This is a genomic window from Methylobacterium sp. Leaf361 (genome assembly GCF_001424445.1).
Classification (GTDB): domain Bacteria; phylum Pseudomonadota; class Alphaproteobacteria; order Rhizobiales; family Beijerinckiaceae; genus Methylobacterium.
Map to the genome: position 1 here is coordinate 57,611 of NZ_LMPY01000016.1, position 21,834 is coordinate 79,444.

General features: G+C 72.4%; 19 protein-coding genes and 1 pseudogene. 6 read left to right on the forward strand and 14 right to left on the reverse strand.

Annotation, left to right across the window (positions count from 1 at the left end; genetic code table 11):
• The first annotated feature begins 103 nt into the window (after nt 1-103).
• From ASG32_RS13650 to ASG32_RS13660, 4 genes are all read left to right on the forward strand, one after another.
• Nucleotides 104-2,191 carry a PAS domain-containing sensor histidine kinase gene (locus ASG32_RS13650; RefSeq protein WP_056526888.1) on the forward strand — a complete coding sequence of 696 codons (2,088 nt, stop codon included), beginning with the start codon at nt 104-106 and terminating at the stop codon, nt 2,189-2,191.
• Nucleotides 2,192-2,246: 55 nt separating this feature from the next.
• A complete protein-coding gene (locus ASG32_RS13655; protein ID WP_056526891.1) occupies nt 2,247-3,218 on the forward strand; it encodes an NADPH:quinone oxidoreductase family protein in 972 nt (323 codons plus the stop codon).
• A 120-nt stretch (nt 3,219-3,338) separates the two neighbouring features.
• Complete coding sequence (locus ASG32_RS35805) at nt 3,339-3,749, forward strand: MCP four helix bundle domain-containing protein (protein WP_348271890.1); 411 nt, start codon at nt 3,339-3,341, stop codon at nt 3,747-3,749.
• Nucleotides 3,750-3,869: 120 nt separating this feature from the next.
• Nucleotides 3,870-5,090 carry a HAMP domain-containing methyl-accepting chemotaxis protein gene (locus tag ASG32_RS13660; protein WP_348271891.1) on the forward strand — a complete coding sequence of 407 codons (1,221 nt, stop codon included), beginning with the start codon at nt 3,870-3,872 and terminating at the stop codon, nt 5,088-5,090.
• Nucleotides 5,091-5,144: 54 nt separating this feature from the next.
• Here ASG32_RS13660 and ASG32_RS13665 read toward each other — a convergent pair whose 3' ends face one another.
• From ASG32_RS13665 to ASG32_RS13695, 7 genes are all read right to left on the reverse strand, one after another.
• Entirely contained in the window at nt 5,145-6,158 is a 1,014-nt protein-coding gene (locus ASG32_RS13665; RefSeq protein ID WP_056526894.1) for an adenosine kinase, read from the reverse strand.
• 52 nt (nt 6,159-6,210) lie between these two features.
• Nucleotides 6,211-6,762, reverse strand: coding sequence for a Uma2 family endonuclease (locus ASG32_RS13670; protein WP_244491937.1), 552 nt, complete (start codon nt 6,760-6,762; stop codon nt 6,211-6,213).
• Between the two features lie 76 nt (nt 6,763-6,838).
• Nucleotides 6,839-8,248 (reverse strand): MFS transporter, encoded by a 1,410-nt coding sequence (locus ASG32_RS13675; protein WP_056526900.1) that lies wholly within the window; start codon nt 8,246-8,248, stop codon nt 6,839-6,841.
• 99 nt (nt 8,249-8,347) lie between these two features.
• Nucleotides 8,348-9,277, reverse strand: coding sequence for a glutaminase (locus ASG32_RS13680; RefSeq protein WP_056526903.1), 930 nt, complete (start codon nt 9,275-9,277; stop codon nt 8,348-8,350).
• A 308-nt stretch (nt 9,278-9,585) separates the two neighbouring features.
• Nucleotides 9,586-11,355 carry an ABC transporter ATP-binding protein gene (locus ASG32_RS13685; RefSeq protein ID WP_026604824.1) on the reverse strand — a complete coding sequence of 590 codons (1,770 nt, stop codon included), beginning with the start codon at nt 11,353-11,355 and terminating at the stop codon, nt 9,586-9,588.
• 204 nt (nt 11,356-11,559) lie between these two features.
• Nucleotides 11,560-12,936 carry an MFS transporter gene (locus tag ASG32_RS13690; protein ID WP_042669687.1) on the reverse strand — a complete coding sequence of 459 codons (1,377 nt, stop codon included), beginning with the start codon at nt 12,934-12,936 and terminating at the stop codon, nt 11,560-11,562.
• Nucleotides 12,933-13,742 carry a PRC-barrel domain-containing protein gene (locus ASG32_RS13695; RefSeq protein WP_056526906.1) on the reverse strand — a complete coding sequence of 270 codons (810 nt, stop codon included), beginning with the start codon at nt 13,740-13,742 and terminating at the stop codon, nt 12,933-12,935. The genes ASG32_RS13690 and ASG32_RS13695 overlap by 4 nt, the downstream gene beginning before the upstream one ends.
• Nucleotides 13,743-14,081: 339 nt before the next feature.
• On the opposite strand from ASG32_RS13695, the gene ASG32_RS13700 reads away from it, so the two are divergent.
• Complete coding sequence (locus tag ASG32_RS13700) at nt 14,082-14,489, forward strand: hypothetical protein (RefSeq protein WP_026604823.1); 408 nt, start codon at nt 14,082-14,084, stop codon at nt 14,487-14,489.
• A 111-nt stretch (nt 14,490-14,600) separates the two neighbouring features.
• Here ASG32_RS13700 and ASG32_RS13705 read toward each other — a convergent pair.
• From ASG32_RS13705 to ASG32_RS35605, 3 genes and pseudogenes are all read right to left on the reverse strand, one after another.
• A pseudogene (locus ASG32_RS13705) lies at nt 14,601-14,954 on the reverse strand (PRC-barrel domain-containing protein); the annotation flags it as partial.
• A 118-nt stretch (nt 14,955-15,072) separates the two neighbouring features.
• The gene (locus tag ASG32_RS13710; RefSeq protein WP_042669689.1) at nt 15,073-15,558 is read right to left on the reverse strand and encodes a DUF2721 domain-containing protein; all 486 of its coding nucleotides are present in this window, start codon (nt 15,556-15,558) and stop codon (nt 15,073-15,075) included.
• Nucleotides 15,559-15,607: 49 nt separating this feature from the next.
• Nucleotides 15,608-15,730, reverse strand: coding sequence for a hypothetical protein (locus tag ASG32_RS35605; protein ID WP_020092516.1), 123 nt, complete (start codon nt 15,728-15,730; stop codon nt 15,608-15,610).
• Nucleotides 15,731-15,973: 243 nt separating this feature from the next.
• Here ASG32_RS35605 and ASG32_RS13715 point away from each other — a divergent pair, with 243 nt between their 5' ends.
• Nucleotides 15,974-16,333 carry an SWIB/MDM2 domain-containing protein gene (locus tag ASG32_RS13715; protein ID WP_012320460.1) on the forward strand — a complete coding sequence of 120 codons (360 nt, stop codon included), beginning with the start codon at nt 15,974-15,976 and terminating at the stop codon, nt 16,331-16,333.
• A 341-nt stretch (nt 16,334-16,674) separates the two neighbouring features.
• On the opposite strand, the gene ASG32_RS13720 is transcribed toward ASG32_RS13715, so the two are convergent.
• From ASG32_RS13720 to ASG32_RS13735, 4 genes are all read right to left on the reverse strand, one after another.
• Nucleotides 16,675-17,472: an SDR family NAD(P)-dependent oxidoreductase gene (locus ASG32_RS13720; RefSeq protein WP_056526909.1), complete on the reverse strand. Its 798-nt coding sequence runs from the start codon at nt 17,470-17,472 to the stop codon at nt 16,675-16,677.
• A 68-nt stretch (nt 17,473-17,540) separates the two neighbouring features.
• Nucleotides 17,541-18,968, reverse strand: a complete 1,428-nt coding sequence (locus ASG32_RS13725) for an MFS transporter (protein WP_082557869.1) — start codon at nt 18,966-18,968, stop codon at nt 17,541-17,543.
• A gap of 221 nt (nt 18,969-19,189) precedes the next feature.
• Nucleotides 19,190-20,536 carry a hybrid sensor histidine kinase/response regulator gene (locus ASG32_RS13730; RefSeq protein ID WP_056526969.1) on the reverse strand — a complete coding sequence of 449 codons (1,347 nt, stop codon included), beginning with the start codon at nt 20,534-20,536 and terminating at the stop codon, nt 19,190-19,192.
• Nucleotides 20,533-21,735 carry an FIST N-terminal domain-containing protein gene (locus ASG32_RS13735; RefSeq protein ID WP_244491938.1) on the reverse strand — a complete coding sequence of 401 codons (1,203 nt, stop codon included), beginning with the start codon at nt 21,733-21,735 and terminating at the stop codon, nt 20,533-20,535. Before ASG32_RS13735 ends, ASG32_RS13730 begins: the two co-directional genes overlap by 4 nt.
• Nucleotides 21,736-21,834 lie beyond the last annotated feature (99 nt).

Here is a 21,834-nt window from a genome sequence, read left to right on the forward strand (position 1 = left end):
CGGCGCGCTGAGACGACGTCGTCGAACCGCGACCGGGCAGCTTGGAGATGCCGCCGAAGACGGTCATACGCCGTACGCCCATGACCTGCATTGCTCAGAGCCCGTGACCGACCCCTTCCCCTTCCTCTCCGGCGGCGGCGAGGCCGCGCGGATGATCCGCGCGCGCGACTGGTCGGGTCATCCCCTGGGGCTTCCGGAGACATGGCCGGCGGAGTTCCGCGCGGCCCTGTCGCTCGTCCTCAACTCGCCGGAATCGATGATCCTGGCCTGGGGGCCGGACCTCCACTTCTTCTTCAACGACACCTACTTCCCGCTGCTCGGTCCGCGGCTGCCCTGGGCGATGGGCGAGCGGTTCGACGTGGTCTGGGCCGATGCCTGGGATCAGGCCAAACCGATCATCGACGCCGCCATGGCGGGCCGTCCGGAGCGCTTCGTCGATCTGCCGTGGCAGCTCGACACCGACCGCGGCGCCCGGGAGACGTGGTGGACCTTCTCGTACTCGCGGGTTCTCGACGCCGAGGGCCGGGTCGCCGGCCTGTTCATCCTCACCAACGAGACCACCGGCCGGGTCCTGGCGGACGCCGCCCTCAAGGAGAGCCAGGGCCGGCTCGAGGCGGCGCTCGCGGAGCTGCGCGACCTGAACGCGACCCTGGCGCACCAGGTCGAGGAGCGCACGGCCGACCGCAACGCCCTGTGGACGCTCTCGTCCGACATGATGCTGCGCTGCCTGTTCGACGGGACCATCACCGCGGTGAACCCGGCCTGGACCGAGGTGCTGGGCTGGCGCGCGGACGAGCTGATCGGAACGAAGCTCATCGCCTTCGTCCACCCGGACGATCTCGACCGCACCGTCGAGGGCGCGCGCCAGCTCTCCGCGGGGTCGAGCCTCGCGCGCTTCGACAACCGCTACCGCCACCGGGACGGCGGCTATCGCTGGATCAGCTGGGCGGCCCGGCCGGGGGAGGGCGTCATCAACGCCGTCGGCCGCGACTTCACCGCGGAGCGCGAGCGCGCCGACGCCCTGGCCGCCGCCGAGGAGGCCCTGCGCCAGTCGCAGAAGATGGAGGCGGTCGGCCAGCTGACCGGCGGCATCGCCCACGACTTCAACAACCTGCTCGCCGGCATCTCCGGCTCGCTGGAGCTGATCCAGACCCGGCTCGGCCAGGGCCGCGTCATGGACGTCGACCGCTACATCAACGCCGCGCAGGGGGCCTCGAAACGGGCCGCGGCGCTGACCCACCGGCTGCTCGCCTTCTCGCGTCGCCAGACCCTCGACCCGAAGCCCACCGACGTGAACCGGCTGGTGGCCGGCATGGAGGAGCTGATCCGCCGCACCGTGGGCCCCGCCGTGGTGGTCGAGGTCGTGGCGCCGCCCGGCCTCTGGCCGGCCCTGGTCGACCCGCCGCAGCTCGAGAACGCGCTCCTCAACCTGTGCATCAACGCCCGGGACGCGATGCCGGAGGGCGGCCGCATCACGATCGAGACCGCCAATGCGTGGCTCGACGAGCGCGCCGCCCGGCGCCACGACATGCCGCCGGGCCAGTACCTGTCGCTGTGCGTCACCGACACCGGCAGCGGCATGGCGCCGGAGATCGTCGGCAAGGTGTTCGAGCCGTTCTTCACCACGAAGCCCCTGGGGCAGGGCACCGGCCTCGGCCTGTCGATGATCTACGGCTTCGCGCAGCAATCGGGCGGCCAGGTGCGGATCCACTCGGAGGTCGGCAGGGGCACGACGGTCTGCCTGTACCTGCCCCGCCACCGCGGCGCGGTCGCCGAGGAGGACGCGCACGCCGCCGTCGGCGCGCCGCCGCGGGCCGCGCCGGGCGAGACCGTGCTGGTGGTCGACGACGAGCCGACCGTGCGCATGCTGGTCACCGAGGTGCTGGAGGATCTCGGCTACACGGCGATCGAGGCCGCCGACAGCGCGGCCGGCCTCAAAGTGCTGCAATCCGACGTGCGCATCGACCTGCTGGTGTCCGACATCGGATTGCCGGGGGGCATGAACGGGCGCCAGATGGCCGAGGCCGGGCGGCTCACGCGGCCGGGCCTCAAGGTCCTGTTCGTCACCGGCTACGCCGAGAGCGCGGTCTTCGGCAACGGGCCCCTCGAGGCCGGGATGCAGGTCATCACCAAGCCATTCGTGGTGGAGGTGCTGGGCGCCCGCATCCGCGAGATGATCGGAACGGCTTGACCGCACGGTCGGTTCGGGCCTGATCGGCCGGGACACGCCGGGGAGGAGGGACGCCATGCGGGCGCTGCTGTGCACGAGGCTCGACGGGCCGGACCATCTGGAGATCGTCGAGCGCCCCGACCCGGTGCCGGGCCCCGGGCAGGCGCTGGTGCGGATGCGGCTGGCGGCCCTGAACTTCTTCGACACGCTGATCACCGCCGGGCGCTACCAGGTGAAGCCGACCCTGCCGTTCTCGCCGGGCGGCGAGGGGGTCGGCGTGGTCGAGGCGCTGGGCGAGGGCGCCGCGGGCGTGTCCGTGGGCGAGCGGGTGATCGTCCATGCCGGGCACGGCTGCTGCGCGGAGCTGATCGCCCTCGACGCCGCCCGGCTCACACCGGTGCCGGACGGCGTGCCGGACGAGCAGGCGGCCGGGCTGACCATCACCTACGGCACCTCGCTGCACGCCCTGGCGAACCGCGCGCGCCTGCGGCCCGGCGAGTGGCTGGCGGTCCTCGGCGCCTCCGGGGGCGTCGGCCTCGCCGCCGTCGAGCTCGGCCGGCTGATGGGCGCCCGGGTGATCGCCTGCGCCTCCTCGGAGGAGAAGCTATCGGTCGCCCGCGCCCACGGCGCCGAGGCGGGCGTCGTCTACGACCCGGCGACGCTCAAGGACGAGCTGCGCCGGATCTCGGGCGGCGGGATCGACGTGGTCTACGACGCGGTCGGCGACGCCTACGCGGAGCCGGCCCTGCGGGCGCTCGGCTGGCGCGGGCGCTTCCTCGTGATCGGCTTCGCCGCCGGCGCCATCCCGCGGCTGCCGCTGAACCTGATGCTCCTCAAGGAACTCGACGTGCAGGGCGTCCACTGGGGCGCCTTCCTGGACCGGGAGCCGGAGGCGCACCGGGCCGATCAGCGCCGGCTCCTCGACTGGGTCGCCGCGGGCAGGCTCACCGCGCAGGTCCACGGCGTCTACCCGCTGGCGGAGTACCCGGAGGCCTTCGGCCTCCTGACCCGCCGCGCGGCGGTGGGCAAGGTTCTCCTGCGGCCCTGACCCGGGGCGCGGCCGCCCGCCTCAGCCCGGATCGGCGCGCGACCCGCGGCGCGGCGTCGGCGGGCGACGCGCTATGCGTTCCGCGCCGATCTGCGGCGCAGATCGCTGCCGCAGTATAGGTTGCGGAAAAATCTGTCTTTCATCTTCATGCATCCCGACGCGACGGTGTCGTCCTCTGTGGTGCCCGAGATGAGACTGCGAAGAAGTATCGTATCAAAGCTGATACTGCCCTCGATCGTCGGCTTTCTGCTTTTCCTGGCAAGCTCGGCCGTCGGCTTGATGCAGATACAGGCCATCAACGCCGCCGCTGTGGAGACCCGCGACGTCTGGGTGCGCAAGGACAACGATCTCCATACGATTCGATTCTTGATGCTGCGGTACCACACGACGACGATCCGCAAGGTGGTCGCCGTCGACGACGGTGAGAACCGGGACCTCGATGCCGAGTTCGTCGAGATGGATCGGTCCATCCCCGAGGCCTTCCGGAGCTACCGCGCGCGCGCGACGACGCCCCGGGAACGCGCGCTCTGAGACGCGTTCGAGGGGCGGTGGAAGGTCTATCGCGTCGCCCAGGAGGCGATCCTCGCTCCGCTCAGGCGCGGCGACCGGAACGCGGCCCGCGACGCCATCGCGCCCGCCCGCCCGCCGCTCGTGGCCGCCTTCGATGCCCTGGCGGATCTCGCCCAGGTCACCGCCGAGGGCACGAACGTCTCGGTCCAGCGCTCCGAGGACGCGTTCCGGACGGCGTGGTCCGTCACCGTCGCGCTCGCGGTCATCGGGTTGCTCATGACCGGCGCGGCGGTCTGGTGGGTCTGGCACCGGGTCGCCCGCCCGATCCGGTCCCTGGCCGGAACCATGGGCCGGCTCGCGGCCGACGACCTCGACGCGGCCGTCGGCGGTTCCGAGCGCGGGGACGAGATCGGCGTCATGGCGGCGTCCGTCCAGGTCTTCAAGGACGGCCTGATCCGGGCGCGCACACTCGAGCACGACGCCGCACAGGCCCGCGCCACGGCCGAGGCGGAGCGGCGGAGCGGCATGCACCGGATCGCCGACGCCTTCGAGGGCACGGTCGGCGGCATCATCGGCACGGTCTCGGCCGCCGTCGCCGCGCTGCAGGACACGGCCTCGGCCATGAACGAGGCGGCCGCCGACACAGCCGATCGCTCCATCCGGGTGGCGAGCGCGGCCGAACGCGCCGCCAGCACCGTCAGCGTCGCGGCGGCGGCGGCCGAGGAACTCGGCGCCTCTGTCCAGGAGATCGGCCGCCAGGTCGCGGGTTCGACGGAACTGACACAGTCGGCGGTCGCGGACGCGGAGGCGACCGCTCACTTGGTTCAGGATCTGAACGGGGCGGCGATCCAGATCGGTCATGTCGTGACCCTGATCTCGACCATCGCCGAGCAGACGAATCTCCTCGCGCTGAACGCCACGATCGAGGCGGCGCGGGCCGGCGCGGCGGGCCGCGGCTTCGCCGTCGTGGCCGCGGAGGTCAAGGAACTGGCCGCTCAGACCGCGCGGGCAACCGACGAGATCGGCGGCCACGTCGCCCGGATCCAGTCTTCTACCGGCGACGCCGTCACGGCGATCGGACGCATCGGCGGTCGGGTTCAGGAACTCAGCGCGGTGGCGACGCGGATCGCCAGCGCCGTGGAGCAGCAGGGCGCCGCGACGCAGGAGATCGTCCGCAACGTCTCCCAGGCCGCCCAGGGGGCAGCGGACGTCACCAGCACCATCACGGGCGTCGCCGACGCGGCGAAGGGGACCGGAGCGGCGGCCGATCGGGTTCTCACGGCAGCCTCGGAGCTGTCGAACCGGTCCGGCCACCTCAGGGACGAGGTGACGCGCTTCCTCGCGACCGTCCGCGCGGCCTGAGCGCACGGGATCGGCGCAAACGCGGACCTCCGGCCGCGCGCCCGGCGCGCCGGCTCAGAGGAGCCCGCGCGCCTTGGCCAGGCCGACCAGGTCCGCCTGCGGGCGGGCGCCGATATGCTGGATGACCTCGGCGGCCGCGAGCGTGCCCAGGCGGGCGCTGGCGACGTTGTCGAGCCCGCGGGCGTGCCCGGCCAGGAAGCCGGCGGCGAACAGGTCGCCCGCGCCGGTCGTGTCGACCACCGTCTGGACCGGGCTCGCCTCGACGGCCCGGACCTCGCCGCCCTGGACCACCAGGGCGCCGTCGGCCGAGCGCGTGACGAGGCCGAGCAGGTGCCGGCCGCGGGCGTTGCGCTCGTCGCGCAGGGCCGCCACGGCGGCATCTGGATCCTCGGTCTCGTAGAGGCTCTGCAGCTCGGCCATGTTGGCGAACAGGATGTCGATGCTGCCGTCCCGCACGAGGCCGAGGAACTCGTCGCGGTAGCGGCCCACGCAGAACGCGTCCGAGAGGGTCAGCGCGACGGCGTTGCCCGCCTGATGGGCGAGCTGCGCGGCCTTGCGGAACGCGTCCTTGGCGGCCGGCGGATCCCACAGGTAGCCCTCGAGATAGACGACGCGGGCCGAGCTCACGAGCGCCTTGTCGACGTCGTCGGGCGACAGGCCCTGGCAGGCGCCGAGATAGGTGTTCATCGTGCGCTCGCCGTCCGGCGTCACGAGCACGAAGCACCGGGCGGTGGCCGGCCCCTCGGCGGCGGCCGGGACGGCGAAGTCGACGCCGGTCGCCTTGAGGTCGTGGCTGAACAGGCCGCCGAGCTCGTCGTTCCGGACCTTGCCCACGAAGCCGGTCTTGGCCCCGAGGAGCGCCGCGCCGACCGCGGTGTTGGCGCCCGAGCCGCCCGACACGATCGTCGCCGGTCCCATCGCCTGGAACAGCGCCTCGGCCCGCGGCTCGTCGATGAGCTGCATCGCGCCCTTGGTGACGCCCTGCGCCGACAGGAAGGCGTCGTCCGTGCGGGCGATCACGTCGACGATCGCGTTGCCGAGCACGAGGAGATCGAGGGGTGCAGTCATCCGGGCGTCCTGATTCGCGTTCGCGCCGCTGTGGCATCCGCCTCGGATCGGATCAAGCGCCGTCGTCGGCGGGCGCGAGGTCGGCGAACAGCTCGGGCACGGGCAGGCGCAGGCCGGGGGGCGTCAGGTCCAGCGTCTCCCGGGTCGCGATGCGGGTCTCGATCAGGCCGCCCTGCGCGCGGCGGTGATGGATGACGAGACGCTTCACCGGATCCACGATCAGATAGTGGATGACGCTCTCCAGACCGAAGTAGCGGGTCAGCTTCAGGCCCGAGTCGACCGCGCGTGTGCCCGGCGACTGAACCTCGACGACGATGACGGGATCGGTGATCTCGGTCGCATCGGGGTCAGCGCGCATCCCGCAGTAAACGAGGGCGTCGGGCTCGAAGACCGTATCCCGATCGACGCGAACGCTGATGCCATCCGGCAGCGCGTAGCAGGCGCTCCCCGCTTGCTTCAGTGCGGACCGGAGCGCCAGATAGGTGGCCGCCTTGACCTCGGCATGCCGAACGCGCTCCGGTGACATCGCGAACACCTCGCCGTCGACCAGCTCGAAGCGCCCCGGCTGCCCCTCGGCCCAGGCGAGAAACTCGTCGACCGTCATCCGGGATCTCGGCTGAGCGACCATGCCCGAGGTTAGCACGGATTCGGCTTGCCGGGAGCGGTGCTCCTCACGGGCCTCACCCCGCGATCTTCTCCAGCGCGACGTCCCGCGTCCGGGGACCCAGCAGCCCGACGAGCAGGCCCGCGGCCAGCATCGCCGCCGAGATGAACAGGAACACGCCCGGCGTCCCGGCCTCCCGCAGCACGAACGCGATGACGAAGCCGGTGAAGATCGCCGAGAAGCGGCTCCAGGAATAGACGAAGCCGACCGCCCGGGCCCGGATGCCCGTGGGGAACAGCTCGGCCTGATAGGCGTGGAAGCTGTACGACATCACGTTCGAGGCCAGCGTCAGGCCGATGCCGAGCGCCACGATGACGGTGACGTCCCGCGTCTGCGCGAAGGCCAGGCCGCAGGCGATGTAGAGGAGGGCGGCGGCCACGATGACGTGCTTGCGCTCGAACCGGTCGGCGATGGCGAGGCCGATCAGGGGCCCGACCGGGGCGGCCAGCGCGATCAGCGCCGTGTAGGCGAGGCTCGACGTCACCGTGATGCCCTGGGCCACCAGGAGGGTCGGCACCCAGTTGGCGAAGCCGTAGAAGCCGACCGTCTGGAAGACGTTGAACCCCGCCATCATCAGGGCGCGGCGCCGGTAGGGCTGGACCCACATGTCGCGGAACGCGCCGCGCGGCTGCACCGGCTCCGGCGCGGCCGGTGCGGGAAGCGGGCGCCCATGCTCGGCCGCGATCCGCGCCTCCAGCCGCCGCAGGACCGCCTCGGCCTCCGCCAGACGGCCGTGCTCGACGAGCCAGCGCGGGCTCTCCGGCAGGCCCGCCCGCATCCACCAGACCACGATCGCCGCCGAGGCGCCGATCAGCACCACCCAGCGCCACCCGTCGATGCCGAGGGGCGCCGCCGGGATCAGCAGGTAGGACAGGAACGCCACGACCGGCACGGCGGTGAAGCCGATGCCCTGGCACAGGGCGAAGGCCCGGCCCCGGATCGCCTTCGGCACCAACTCGGACAGGTAGCTGCCGATCGTCACCATCTCCAGGCCGAGGCCGATCCCCGCGATCAGGCGCCAGAGATTGAGGCCGAAGGCGTCGCTCTGGCAGGCCATCACCACGTTGGCGGCGGTGTAGGACAGCAGCGACCACGTGAAGATCGCCCGCCGGCCGAACCGGTCGGCGAGCCAGCCGCAGGCGATGGTGCCGATGAACAGGCCGGTGAAGAGGGCCGCCACGAAGCTCGCGACGCCGCTGGCGCCGAACAGGCCCGGGGTCGTCGGCGTGAGGATCCCGGCCTTGACGAGCCCCGGCGCGACGTAGCCGGTGAACAGCAGGTCGTAGAGCTCGAAGAAGAAGCCGAGGCCGAGCAGCACCACGAGGCGCCAGACCGTCGGCGTCGCCGGAAGCCGGTCGAGGCGGGCCAGGATGGCGCCGGGATCGAGACCTTCCTCGGCAGCCCGGACTGCCGTACGCGTCGCCATGCCGGTGCGCCCCGTTTCGGCGCCGCGGCGCCCTGCCGGCGCAGTGCCGCGGAAGCGGGCGCCGCGCAAGAGGGTGCGACGCGGGGCGCGGCGCTCCCCTCAGGCGCCGAAGACGGACCAGCCCATGCGCTGCGTCAGCCGCTCCAGGGCGATGCGGCCGAGATGGGAATTGCCCGCCGCGTCGAGGCCGGGCGACCAGACGGCGATGGACGCCTTGCCGGGCGCGATCGCCAGGATGCTGCCGCCGACCCCGCTCTTGCCCGGCAGGCCGACGCGGTAGGCGAACTCGCCCGACCCGTCGTAGTGGCCGCAGGTCAGCATGATCGCGTTGATGCGGCGCGCGCGCTCGGCCGAGACCACCGAGTGCCCGGTCGACGGGTTGACGCCGTTATGCGCCAGGAACCGTCCGGCCCGCGCGAGCTGGCGGCAGTTCATCGCGATGGCGCAGTGGTGGAAGTAGACGCCGAGCGTGTAGTCGACCGGATTGTCGAGGACGCCGAACGACTTCATGTAGTTGGCCAGCGCGGTGTTGCGGAAGCCCGTGCGCTTCTCCGAAGCCGCCACCGTCTCGTCGATGGTGATGCTGGAATCCTGGGCCAGGAACTGCATGAAGCGCAGGATCTCGCCCAGCGCCTCGCGGGGCTCGTGGCCCGAGAGGATCACGTCGGTGACCGCGATCGCGCCCGCGTTGATGAAGGGATTGCGCGGCACGCCGCGCTCCCGCTCCAGCTGCACGATGGAATTGAACGGGTTGCCCGAGGGCTCGCGGCCGACCCGTTTCCAGAGGCGGTCGCCGACCATGCCGAGGGCGAGGGTGAGCGTGAACACCTTCGACACGCTCTGGATCGAGAACGGCGTCTCGCTGTCGCCGCCGGTGAAGACCTGCCCCTCGGCGTCGATCACCGCCAGGCCGAAATGGCCGGGATCGACCCGGGCGAGCTCCGGGATGTAGTCCGCGACCGCGCCCCGGTCGGGGCGCTGGGCCATCTCCTCGGAGATCTCCCGGATGACGTGGGCAAGGTCGGGCACGGTCGGGCTCGGGCGTCGCGTTGCGTCGGAACCGGGCCGGTTCGCGACGTCTCAGGCGATGCAAGGTCCAGTCCGGCCGCGGGGTGATCTAGCAGTGCCGGGCGGGCGTGGGAACCGGAGCGGCCGTGCCCGTGCGACGATCAGCCGACGAGCGCCGGCCGCCGGGCCGTCACTCGATCCGCACCGTCATCGCGAGCGCAGCGAAGCGACCCAGGGATGCGCCACGCTCGGGCATCGCGTGCCTCACTGGATTGCTTCGCTGCGCTCGCAAAGACGGCTGCGGTGCGTCCGCTCGGCGAGAAGGATCATCACGCGGCGGCGAGCGCCATCGCCATGGATTCCTTCTTCATCAGCTCCCGGAAGAAGCCGTCGAGATGGGTCAGCTTGTCGGGCGAGCCGTCCTGCGCGATGCGGCCGCCGTCGAGCACGACGATCCGGTCGAAATCCTGCAGCGTCGAGAGACGGTGCGCGATCGCGATGACGGTCCGGCCCTTCATCAGGTTGGCGAGGGCGTGACGGATCGCCTGCTCCGATTCGGCGTCGAGCGCCGAGGTCGCCTCGTCGAGCAGCAGGATCGGCGAGTTCTTCAGGATCGCCCGGGCGATGGCGATGCGCTGGCGCTGGCCGCCCGAGAGCTTCACGCCGCGATCGCCCACGATCGTGTCGAAGCCTTCCGGCAGGGCCTTGATGAAGTCGGTGCAGTGCGCCGCCTCGGCCGCCTGCCAGACCTCCTCGTCGGTCGCCTCGGGCCGGCCGTAGCGGATGTTCTCACGCAGGGAGCGGTGGAACATCGAGACGTCCTGCGGCACGACCGTGATGGCCTCGCGCAGGGATTCCTGCGTGACGCGCTCGATGTTCTGGCCGTTGATGCGGATCGCGCCGCTCTGCACGTCGTAGAAGCGCTGGATCAGCGAGAACAGGGTCGACTTGCCGCCGCCCGACCTGCCCACGAGGCCGACGCGCTGGCCGGGCTCGATGACGAGGTCGAAGTCGGTGAAGACGGGGCGCCCGTCCGGATAGCTGAACGCGACGTGCTCGAACTCGATCTTGGCGCCCTGGCCGCTGAGCGGCTGCGCCTCCGGATGGTCCACGAGGTCGTGGGGCTGGAGCAGGGTGTGCAGCGCCTCGGAGAGGCGGGCGGTGTGCTGGGTCGCGTCGACCAGCGCCACCGCGAGGTCGCGGGTCGCGGCGAGGATGCGGATGCCGAGCGTGCAGACGAGGACCACCTGACCGTTCGTCGCCTGGCCGGCCTCCCACATCTGGATCGCCCAGTAGAGCAGGCCGAACACGGCGAGCACGGTGAGCACCGCGTGCACGATGCGCAGCTTCTCGAGGTAGAGCAGGGACGAGCGGCGGGCGCGCATCTCGGTGGCGACGGTGCCCTCGAAGCGCTGGCCCTCGCGCTTGAACGCCGAGAAGGCGCGCACGAGCGACATGTTGCCGACGAGGTCGACCATCTCGCCGTCGACGGAGGCGGCCTTGGCGGCGAAGTCGTGGTGCAGCGGCTTGCCGGCCGCGGCCATCTTGAACATCAGCACGACGACGGCGGCGAACACACCCGCCAGGATGCCCGCCATGGTGAGGTTGACGGTGGCGATGTAGGCGATCGACCCGAAGGCCGCGACCGTCGGCGGCATCACGTTGAACACGAACATGTTCTCGACCGTGAAGATCGCGTTCGAGGTCGCCGTGATCCGCGACGCCAGGGTGCCCGGCTGGCGGTCGGAGAAGAAGGTCGGGGAGTGGCCGGTCAGGTGCCGGAACAGGTCGCGCCGGATGTCGCCCGTGATGCCCACGAAGGTGAAGGCGCCGGTCAGCGCGGCCACGCGCCAGAGCATGTTGTCGGCGGCGATGAAGGCGATCAGGACCGCCAGGGCGCCCCAGATCACGGTGTTGTCGGGGCCGGGACCCTTCGTCAGCGCGTCGACCACGCCCTTCAGGGCGTAGTCGGTGGAGACCGAGAAGCCGACGGCGCCGAGCACCGAGATCAGGATGACCAGGTGCGGCAGCCAGCGGCGCCGGAGATACCGTCCGACGAAGGCGAAGGGCCTGTCGGCGTATCGGTGCAGCTCTTCCATCGCGGTGACCATTCCGTATTCGCGCGGCTTTGGCTTACGGGCTGAGGCGGAGTGCAGCGCGGGCGCAGTCTGACCCGCAGCGCCAACGCGAGAGCGTTGCCATATGTTTCACCGGCTCGCACCTTCGCCGCGCTTTTATCCGCAGAACCTGAACGCCGCTTGAGCGGCTTGGAAACACCCAAGCGAATCCGATGCCGCGCCGGGTCAGGCCGCGCGCTCCGGCTGGCGCGTCTCCGGCATGATCAGCGCCACCAGCATGAAGGCCGCGAAGCCGACGACCGCGAGCCCCAGGAAGGCGCTGTGGCTGCCGAGATGGTCGGCCATGATGCCGGCGAGCGAGGTCGAGAGGGCCGCACCGATGCCCATGGCGGTCCCGACCGCACCGAGGGCGAGGTTGAAGCGGCCGGTGCCGCGGGTGAGGTCCGACACGATCAGCGGCACCATCACGCCCAGCACCGAGGCCGAGATCCCGTCGAGCACCTGGATGGCGACGAGGCCGTAGGGGTTGGTCGTGTAGGCGAGCAGCAGGCCGCGGACCGGGAGGGCGCCGAAGCCGAACAGCAGCACCGGGTAGCGGCCGAAACGCTCGGCGGCCCGGCCGACCGCCGGGGCGCTGACCGCGAGGACGGCTTGCGGGACCATGATGCAGGCCGCCACCAGCGCGGTCGCGGTCTCGCTCGCCCGCAGGGTCAGGACGCTGCCGACGAGGGGCAGCATCGCGGCGTTGGCGAGGAAGAACAGCACCATGCAGGCCGCGAAGCACAGGAGGCCGCGGTTGGTCAGGAGCGCGCGGATGCCGTCCTGGCCGGACGCGGGCGCCGTCGAGGCCGGCGCCGCCTGGGCCGGGGCCGGCTCCTTGAACACGCCCGGATCGATGTCCTGGGCGCGGATGCGCGCCAGCGCGATCACCGTCGGGATCCCGAGGGCGGCGGTGAGGTAGAAGACGGCGCCGTTCGACAGGTAGTAGCCGATGGCGCCCATGCCGGCCGCGCCGAGGGCGTTGCCCAGGGCGGCGAAGCTCGCGTTCCGGCCGAGGCGCTCGCCGGCCCGGGCGCGCCCGACCAGGCCGATGCTGATCGCCGCGATGGCCGGCGTCAGCACGCAGCTCGCGGCCGAGTGGAGCGCCATCGCCAGGAGCACGATCAGGAAGCTCGGCCAGACCGCCAGCGCGAAGGCGCTGCCGGCGATCCCGATGACCGCCACGGCGGCGGCGAAGCGCTTCGAGCGCACGACGTCGACGAAGGCGCCCCCCGGCACCTGGCCGAGGAGCGCCACGAGGCTGCCCACCGTCAGGGCGAAGCCGATGTCGGACTGGGTCCACTTGGCCTGGGAGAAGTAGACCGCCAGGAACGGCCCGAACCCGGTCTGCAGGTTCGCGACGAAGAACGCGAAGGCGTCGAGGCCGTAGCGGCTCGCCGACGAGATCGCGCGTTCGCCGTGGACCGCCGAGCCTGCCGGCGCGCGCGCGGCCTCGGCCGCCTGATCCTTCAGGCGGGTCGGACGGGAGCGGATGTCCTGCCGGGGCACGTCGCGCTCGCGGGGGGCGGCGGCGGTTCTGACCTTCAACCGGGCCACCGTCACTTATCCGGTGCCTTCTCCGGGGGCGGGGCGGGCGCGGGCGCGGGCACAGGCGCGGCGGGGGTCGGCGGGGTCGCGGCGGCAGGCGCCGCGGCGCCCGAGGCCGCGTTGCCGGGCGCCGGCGCGGCCGGGGCCGGGGCCGACTGCGGCGGCGTCGCGGAGCCCGCCGTCGGCGCGGCCGCCTGCTCGCCCTCGGCCGCGGGCGCGGCCGGGCTGGCGGGGCCCAGGACCACGATCGGCTCGCCGGCCTTGTATTCCGGGGAGACGCGGACCTGATTGCGGGTCAGCGCGACCGACAGCTTGCGCTCCTTCCCGCCGTCCGGCGTGAAGCGCAGGGCGCGCCAGTCCACGGCGATCTTGCGGGTTCCCACACCGAGGAAGCCGCCGAAATCGATGATGGCGGCGCGGGGATGGCCCTCCTTGTCGATGATGATGTCGATGACGCGCCCGAGCTCGTCGCCGCCGGCGCTGCGCACGCTGCGGCCGAGCAGGCTCTCGTAATCCTGCGTGTCGAGGACGGTGGCGGGTGTCCCCTGCTGCTGGGCCTGGGCCGCGGAGGGCGGCGCGCCCGCGGCAGCCGGCGGGCTGGCGGGCGGGGCGGCCGGGGTCGCCGCGGGCGGTGGCGTCGGGGCCGGTACCGGGGCCGGCGTCTGGCCCGGGGTCTGGGCAGGCGTCTGGGCCGGCGGTGCGGATGGCGGCGCGGCCGGACTCTGCGGCGCGGCCTGACCGGCAGGACCCTCGCTGCCGCTCACCTGGGCCTGCGCCGCGGCCCCCGACGCCCAGAGGGCGAGCGTCACGGCCGCGATCATCCGGTTGGTTCTGAACACGCTTCGTCCTCTGAGGAAAGGCCGGGCCGCGCCGGCGTGCCGGCGCGTCCACGACCGCATTCGGCCGGTTCCGGGTCCGCCGCCGGCAGGATCCCGCCCGCGGATGGCGTCGTGCCGCAGGACCTGGGCGAAGTTATGGACCGCGGCGGCCTCGCAGCAAGGCTCGGGCCGCGCGGGGCGCCCGCACGGCCCGAGGGGGCGGCGTCATCCCCCGGCGTCCCGCGGCGCTGTCTGGTTTTCGCCGCATCCCCAGCGTAGACAACCGCGCATAAACCCACGCGAGCCGCGGATGGCACCGTGGCCACTGTCGAGGACTACACGATGTCGACCCTCACCACGTCGCGATGCGCGGCAGCGCGCGGCCTCGCGCTCGGTGCTGCCCTGTCCGGTCTCGTGGCCGGCTGTCAGGCGCTCGGCGGAGGCGGAGGCGTGATGCCGGCGACGGAGGTCGGGCTGCCGCCGTCGCTGCGCGGTTCGCTGCCGAACCGCGAGCCGCGCAACGCCGCGGTCGATGCCGACGGTCAGCCTCTCCAGACGGCGCCGACGAGGCAGCTCGCGATTCCCAAGACCGCCGGCGGCGCCACGCGGACGGCCGACAGCGGCGAGCGCCGCATCCGGCGCGAGGATCTCGACGGCGGCAACGCGGCCGTCGGCGGCAGCGGCGGCAGCGGCTCGATGGGCCCGATGCTGTCGCCGGGCGGCAGCGTCGGCCTCGGCGGGAAGTTCTGAGCCGGCACGTCCTGGGGCCCGCACCGCTCCGCAGCGGGGCGTCCGCGCGCCGCGACGCGGGATGATCCGCGCCCGACAGCCCGCTTCGACGAGCCGGGCCTAACCGGCCGCCTGGCTCGGCGCCTCCGCGAGCACGCCGGGCTCGAGATCGACCACGTAGCCGCCGAGTTCGGTGCTGTAGCTCAGCGCCTTCCAGGGCAGCGGGTGGTGGGTCTCGCCGAGCCCGAGGAAGCCCCCGAAGGCCAGAACCGCGTAGGCGACCTGTCCGGAGATCTTGTCCACCATGAAATTGTGGATGGCGCCGAGGTGGCGGCCGCTGCGGTCGTAGACGGCGGTGCCCTCGACCCTGTTGGACGCGATCAGCCGCGGCGTCTCGTCGATGGCGACGCCTTCGCCGGCGGCGGGGTCGAGCTCCAGCGTGCCGGGCTTTCTCAGGGTGCGCTCGTTGGGCAGGTCCGTCGGCATGATCTCTCCCGGTTCGCGCGCGGGCTCGTGCCCGCACGGCGGTCCCTCGGCTCACTAAGCGCGCCGGTCGGGACCGGTTCCGCCGGCGGGGCGCGGGGTCCGGACCCGCACCGAGCGCTCAGCGGTCGGGCGGCATGCCCGCGCTCGCCCGCCGCTGGTTGATCCGGTCGCGGACCGAGCGGTTCGCCAGCAGCATCTCGAAGCCGAAGGCCACGAGGGCGCACAGCGTGCACAGGATCGCCGCGCCGAACAGGCCGAACAGCAGGGTCGCGACCGTGCTGTCGCGCAGCGCGCCCACGAACAGCGTCAGCACCGAGCCGCAGGTCGCCACGCCGCCGAGCGCGGCCAGGAACACCGCGGCGTCGAGCGCGAGGGAGCGCCGATGGAGGCGGTCCAGGCGCTGCCCGAGGCGGACGCGCTCGGCGTCGCCGGCCCCCGCCAGCAATCCGGAGACGTGGTCGGCCTGGTCCGCCACGCGCGCGAGGCGGGCCCCGAAGACGTTGAGGAGCGTCGCGATGCCCGACAGCAGGAAGACGGGGCTGAGCGCCACCTGGACGACGTGGGCAGTCCCTTCCAGGCTCGCGAGGGTGATCGGGTCGGTCATGCGGTCGGGCTGATGCACCCGGCGGACCGGCGCGGCAATCCCGGGTCGCTCAGATCAGTCCGCGCCCCGGCGCGGTGCCGGAGGCCGTCGTCTCCGCGCGGATCACCAGCCCGAGACCGGTGACCAGTCCGGTGGCGAGCAGGAGCGCGAGCGTGAGGGCCGGGGCGAACATGTCTGTACTTCGCGCGCAGGATTGTTAAGAGCAGGTTTCGCGCCCGGCATCGGGCCGAATAATCTTCACCACGGCGTCGATCGGGCGATCCCACAGGGGATTCTCGTGCGTGCCTTGTGGATGAGGGGGCTGCAAAGGCAATTTCCCCTTGGAACGGCGGCGGCACCGCTTAGTTGCTGCTATGCTGGCTCGGCCGTGGGGCGATCATGCCCCGGCCTGCGGCCCGAGAACCGGAGGAAGTTTATGGCCACAAAGACCGAGAAGGCTGCGCCGAAGGCGGCCAAGACCACCAAGACTGCGGAGAAGGCCGCCCCGGCGAAGGCTGCGAAGCCGGCTGCCGCCAAGTCGGCCGGCACCAAGCCCAACGCTCTGCAGCAGCCGCTGAAGCCGTCGGCCGAGCTCGGCGCCATCGTCGGCACCAGCCCGCTGCCCCGCGGCGAGGTGGTCAGCAAGGTTTGGGACTACATCAAGAAGAACAATCTTCAGAACCCGCAGAACAAGCGCGAGATCGTTGCCGACGACAAGCTCAAGAAGGTCTTCGGCAAGGACAAGTGCTCCATGTTCGAGATGAACAAGCATCTCGCCGCCCACCTGAAGGCCTGATCACGACCTAGAGCCAAGTCCGGCGTCTCGTCTGGGCCGACGGCTCTAGGTGCCTCCGCGACGCTCCAGTCGGGCCGGACGACCGGCCGACATGACGCGGCGCGCCGCGGGCGAAAGCTCGGTATCCAGAGCCGCCGGTCAACCCGGCGGGCTCGGGCGATTCGCGGAGCGGGGCGCGTCCACAGGTCTGGATCCCACGGGTCTGGACCCGGGCTTCCTCGCGCGCTCTCGCCGGGCCATCGCGGTGTCGCGCCCGCGGGTTGGTCGACCGTGCCACCGCTTCCGAGACCGGCGGGTGATGCCCGGACCGGCCTGAGGGCGGGGCCGGGCCGTGCCAGATCCTAGGCGAGACCCTGCAGGACACCGCCGTCGACCCGCAGAGCTGCGCCGGTGGTGGCGCTCGCGGCCGGGCTGCAGAGATAGGCGACGAGGCTCGCCACCTCCTCCACCCGCGCGAGGCGCCGGATCAGCGAGGAAGGCCGATGCTCCGCGACGAACTGGCGGCCCATGGCCTCGAGGTCGGCGTCGGTCGCGCCGCCGGCCATCTGCGTCATGAACTCCGCGACGCCCTCCGACAGGGTCGGGCCGGGCAGGACGCTGTTGACCGTCACGCCGCTGCCGGCCACCGTCTGGGCGAGCCCGCGGGAAATCGCGAGCTGCGCGGTCTTGGTCATCCCGTAATGGACCATCTCGGTCGGCGTGTTGATGCCGGACTCGCTGGAGATGAAGATCACCCGGCCCCAGCCGCGCTCCGCCATGCCGGGCGTGTAGGCCCGGGATAGGCGCACGCCGCTCATCACGTTGACGTCGAAGAAGCGCTGCCAGTCGGCATCCGGGATCTCGAAGAACGGCTTCGGCTCGAAGATCCCGGTGTTGTTGACCAGGATATCCACGACCGGCAGCCCCTGGACGAGCGCGGACACGCCGTCCGCGGTCGCGACATCCCCCGGTGCCGCGAAGGCGCGGCCGGCCCGCGCCTCGCCCCGCAGCCTCGCCAGCGCTGCCTCGACGCGCTCGGGCGTGCGGCCGTTGATGCCGACCTCGGCGCCGAGATCGAGGAGTTCCTTGGCGATGGCGTAGCCGATGCCGCCGGTCGAGCCGGTGACCAGGGCCTTCCGGCCGGAGAGATCGAGATCCATGGGACGCTCCTGCACGTGACTCGTCGCGTCAACGCGGTCCCGCGCCCGCGGTGGCATACGGGGTCGGTCTAGCCGCTCCGACTCCGCCGCAGGACGCTGGCGCAGCCGCCGATCACCGAGAGCGCCACCGCGCAGGAGAGCGAGATGGTGACGGCCCGCTCGGCCCCGAGCCCGTGCGTCAGGCCGAAGATCACCGCCACCAGGGCCGCGCCGAGCGACTGCCCGGTGAGCCGCGCCGTCGACTGCATCCCGCTCGCCCCGCCGGCCCGCTCGCGCGGCGCCGAGGTGACGATGACCTTGTTGTTGGGCGACTGGAACAGGCCGAAGCCGAGGCCGCACAGGGTGAGCCTCCAGACGATGTCGAGGGTGGCGGGGGCCGCGGGCAGGAGCGTCACGCTGACGAGCCCGGCGGCCATCATGGCCAGCCCGACGCCGCCGAGGATGCCGGGCGGGTAGCGGTCCGCGAGGCGGCCGGAGATCGGCGCCATCGCGGCGACCGCGATCGGCCAGGGGGTGAGCAGGAAGCCGGTCTGGGTGCTGGAGAGGTGCAGCACGTCCTGGAAGTAGAAGGGCAGCGCCACGTAGGAGACCATCTGGGCGCAGAACGAGGCGACGGACGTCGCCATCGACAGGGCGAAGGCGGGGATCCGCAGCAGGTCGACCGGCAGGAGCGGGGCGGGCAGCCGGATCTGGCGCCGCACGAACACCGCGCCGATGACCAGGGCGGCGGCGAGCTCGACGATCGCGACGCCGCGCGCCTCCGGATCGCCGAGACCGTCGATCCCGATGATCAGCAGGCCGAAGGTCAGCGCGTTGAGCACCGCGCTCGCGAGGTCGAAGGGGCGGCCGCTCGCCGGTGTGACCGGCAGGGTCCGGGACGCCACCGCCAGGGCCAGCAGGCCCACGGGGATGTTCACGAGGAACAGCCAGGGCCAGGTCGCCACCGACAGGATCGCCGCCGCCACGGTCGGGCCGGCGGCCGAGGCCACCGCCACCACCAGCGCGACGTTGGCGACCCCCTGGCCGATCATCCGGTGCGGGTAGATGAAGCGCACGAAGCCGATATTCACGCTCATGATCGCCGCGCCACCGAGGCCCTGGACGATGCGGGCCGCGATCAGCATCGGCAGGTTCGGCGCGACCGCGCAGGCGAGCGACGCGGCGACGAACAGCGCGAGCCCCGGCAGGTAGACTTTCCGGAAGCCGAAGATGTCGCCGAGGGCCGCGAACGGCAGGAGGCTCGCCGTGACGGCGACCTGGTAGGCGTTAACCACGAAGATCGCGTCGGCCGGCCGGACCGCGAGGTCCTTGGCCATGACGGGCAGCGCCACGTTGACGATGGCCCCGTCGAGGACCGCCATGGTCATGGCGAGCCCGATCGCCGCCATGGCGAGGACGCGCTCGCGCGGCGGCAGGCCGTCCTGGACGGGCCCCTGCGCGGTGCCCTGAGGATGACCCGGCGGGCTGCCTGTCGGACCGTGCGGGACCTGCGCCATGGGTGCGCGCTCCTGCGGCGTCCCGGCGGGTCCGTGACGTCGATGGCGGGGGGACATCCGGGCACGGGACGCGCCGCGGATGCTGCTCCCTGTCGCGCAGGCGGGGAGGCCCGTCGAGGGGTGCCGTGTGTCCTATGTCACGGCGCGGACGGGAGTGTTCGCCGCGGACGCCCGCGGCTCGGATCCGGCGCGAGCCGGCGCGTCGCGGCGCCCGATCGGGTTCAGGCCAGCATGTAGGTGAGCAGGGAGCGGAGCTGGGCCGGCTTGATCGGCTTGTGCACGAGCTCCGCGCCGGCGGCGGTGACGCGCTCCTCGACCGCGCCGGTATGGTCGGCGGTGGTGACGATGACCGGGAGCGGCCCGGTATGCAGAGCCCGGAGATAGGCGGCCACGTCGAGGCCGCAGGCGCCGTCGTCGAGATGGTAGTCGAGCACCAGGATGTCCGGCGCCCCGGCGCCCGCCGCGACGGCGGCCTTCACCCCCGCGAGGTCGCGGAAGGTCGAGACCCTTGCATCCCAGTTCTGGAGCAGGCGCGCGAGGGCGTCGGCCGTGGAGGCGTCGTTCTCCACGACGAGGACGTGGGCTCCCGAGAGCCGGGTCGCCACCGGGGCGGGCGGCGCGGCGGCGGCCGGGACCGCGCTCAGGGGCAGCGTCAGCGACACCCGGGTGCCGTGGCCGACCCGGGAGCGCAGCCGCAGGGGATGATCGAGGGCGAGGGCCATGCGGCGGACGATCGACAGGCCGAGGCCGAGGCCCGGCTCCTCGCCGCTGCTCGGCCGGTCGCCGCCCCGGAAGAACTCGTCGAAGACGAGCTCGCATTCCTCGGCGGCGATGCCGCAGCCCGTGTCGGTCACTTCGATCCGGACGCCGCCGGACCGGCGCCGGGCCGCCAGGACGATCCCGCCGGTGCGGGTGTAGCGGACGGCGTTGGAGACGAGGTTCTGGAGGATCCGCTGCAGGAGCACCACGTCGCTGGTGACGGTCAGGTCCGGGCAGTGCACCGACAGGCGCAGGCCCTTGCGCTGCGCGAAGGGTTCGAAGCTCTCCGCGATCCCCGCCAGCAGGTCGGGCAGGAAGACGGGCTGGACCTGCGGCCGGACGATCCCGGCATCGAGCTTCGAGATGTCGAGCAGCGTCTTGATCAGGTCCTCGATGGTCTGCAGGCCCCGCTCCACCTGTCCGGCGATGGTGCGCGCCTCCGGCGGCACGTCGAGGTCGGCGAGCGCCGAGATCGAGAGGCGGGCGGCGTTGACCGGCTGCAGCAGGTCGTGGCTCGCCGCCGCCAGGAACCGCGTCTTCGAGCGGTTGGCGGTCTCGGCCTCCTCCTTGGCCGCGGCCAGCGCCTCGTTGGAGCGCTCCAGCCGGTGCATCAGCCCGGTCAGCTCCTCGGTGCGGGTGCGGACCCGGCCCTCGAGCATGATCGCCGTCTGGAACAGCGAGTAGGCGCTGCCCCGCTGGTCCATGGAGCGCTCGACATGGGACATCAGCGCGGCGTTGATCCGCTCGAGCTTCTCGATCCGCCGGTGCAGGGACGCGTCGGTCTCGAGGCCGTTCGGGTGCAGGGTCACGACGCGGCCGGGGCGGGGGCCGCGGCCGGCGCGCACGCGGCGAGGGTCTTGCCGATGGCGATGCCCGTGAAGGTCTGGTTCAAGTGCATCGCCCGGTACTGCTCGCCGAAGGTCTCGAAGCCGACGACGTTGTAGCGGCGGTAGAGGTCGGCGATCCCGTGGCGGACCTGCCGGCTCTCGGCGTCGAGGCGGCGGAGCACGCACTCGAAGCCGATGATGAGGTCGACGCCGCCGAGCACGGCGTCGAGGCGCGCCAGCTCCGCCCGGGTCGAGGCGACGATGTCGCGCGGCTTGGCGAGGGTGAGCACCACGCCCTCGTCCACCGCGCAGAAGAAGCTGAGCGAGCCATCCTCGTTCATCCGCCGGATCGAGCGGCAGAAATACTCGCCCCCGACCTTCACGGCGAGCGGGTAGGCGGCGAAGCTCATCGGCGACAGGCCCTCGGGGTCGAGGCCGATCGCCATCGCGTATTCCCGGGCCGCCGGCTCGGCGTTGAGCTCGTGCACGGTGCGGCGCTCGCCGTCCGAGGCGGTGACCACGAACTTGGTCCGCGTCGGCTCGAAATTGTCGCTCTTGAAGATCTCCACCGAGAAGTCGGTCTCGACGAGCACCAGGACCGCCGCCTTGCGGTGGATCTTCCCACCGTGGAGCATGACGGCGTCCCGGAAGCGCAGGTCGTCGCCGGCCGAGCCGCCGACGATCGGGATGCCGTCGAGCGCCCAGGCGATCGCCGAGACCACGGTCTCCTCGGCGTTGGCGAGCCCGTCGATCAGCGACAGGGCGAAGCGGTGGCCCGTGCCGGCCGCGTCGACATCGCGGCACCGGTCCAGCGGGTCCAGGGTCCGGCGCAGCGCCCGGACCGCCGAGGCGGTCCGCTCCACGTCGAGGTGGTCGATGGCGTCGAGGACGGTCGAGACGATCCGGAACCGCTCGGCCGGGAACGCGATGACGACGAGCCCGCGGTCGAGGCCGCCGGCCGGGGCGATGCCGCCCGACATCGAGCAGCCGGCCACCGGCACGCCGGGGAACCGGGTCTCCAGGGCACGGGCCAGGATCTCGGCATCGTAATCGGCGGAGAAGAACGCGACGACCTGCGACAGGGCGGTGTCACCGACCGCGCGCGCGACCTCCGCGGCCGCGTCGGCGGGCCCGGCCGCGTCCGTCCAGGCCGTCCAGATGCCGCACAGATGGCGGCGCACTCCCGATCCTTGAGCCACGTTCCACCCCCTGCGACCCCCCTCGGCAGGCTTGGCGCCCGCTCTTCAGCGTCTTGCGCGGAGTATGTCGTGCGCAATCGA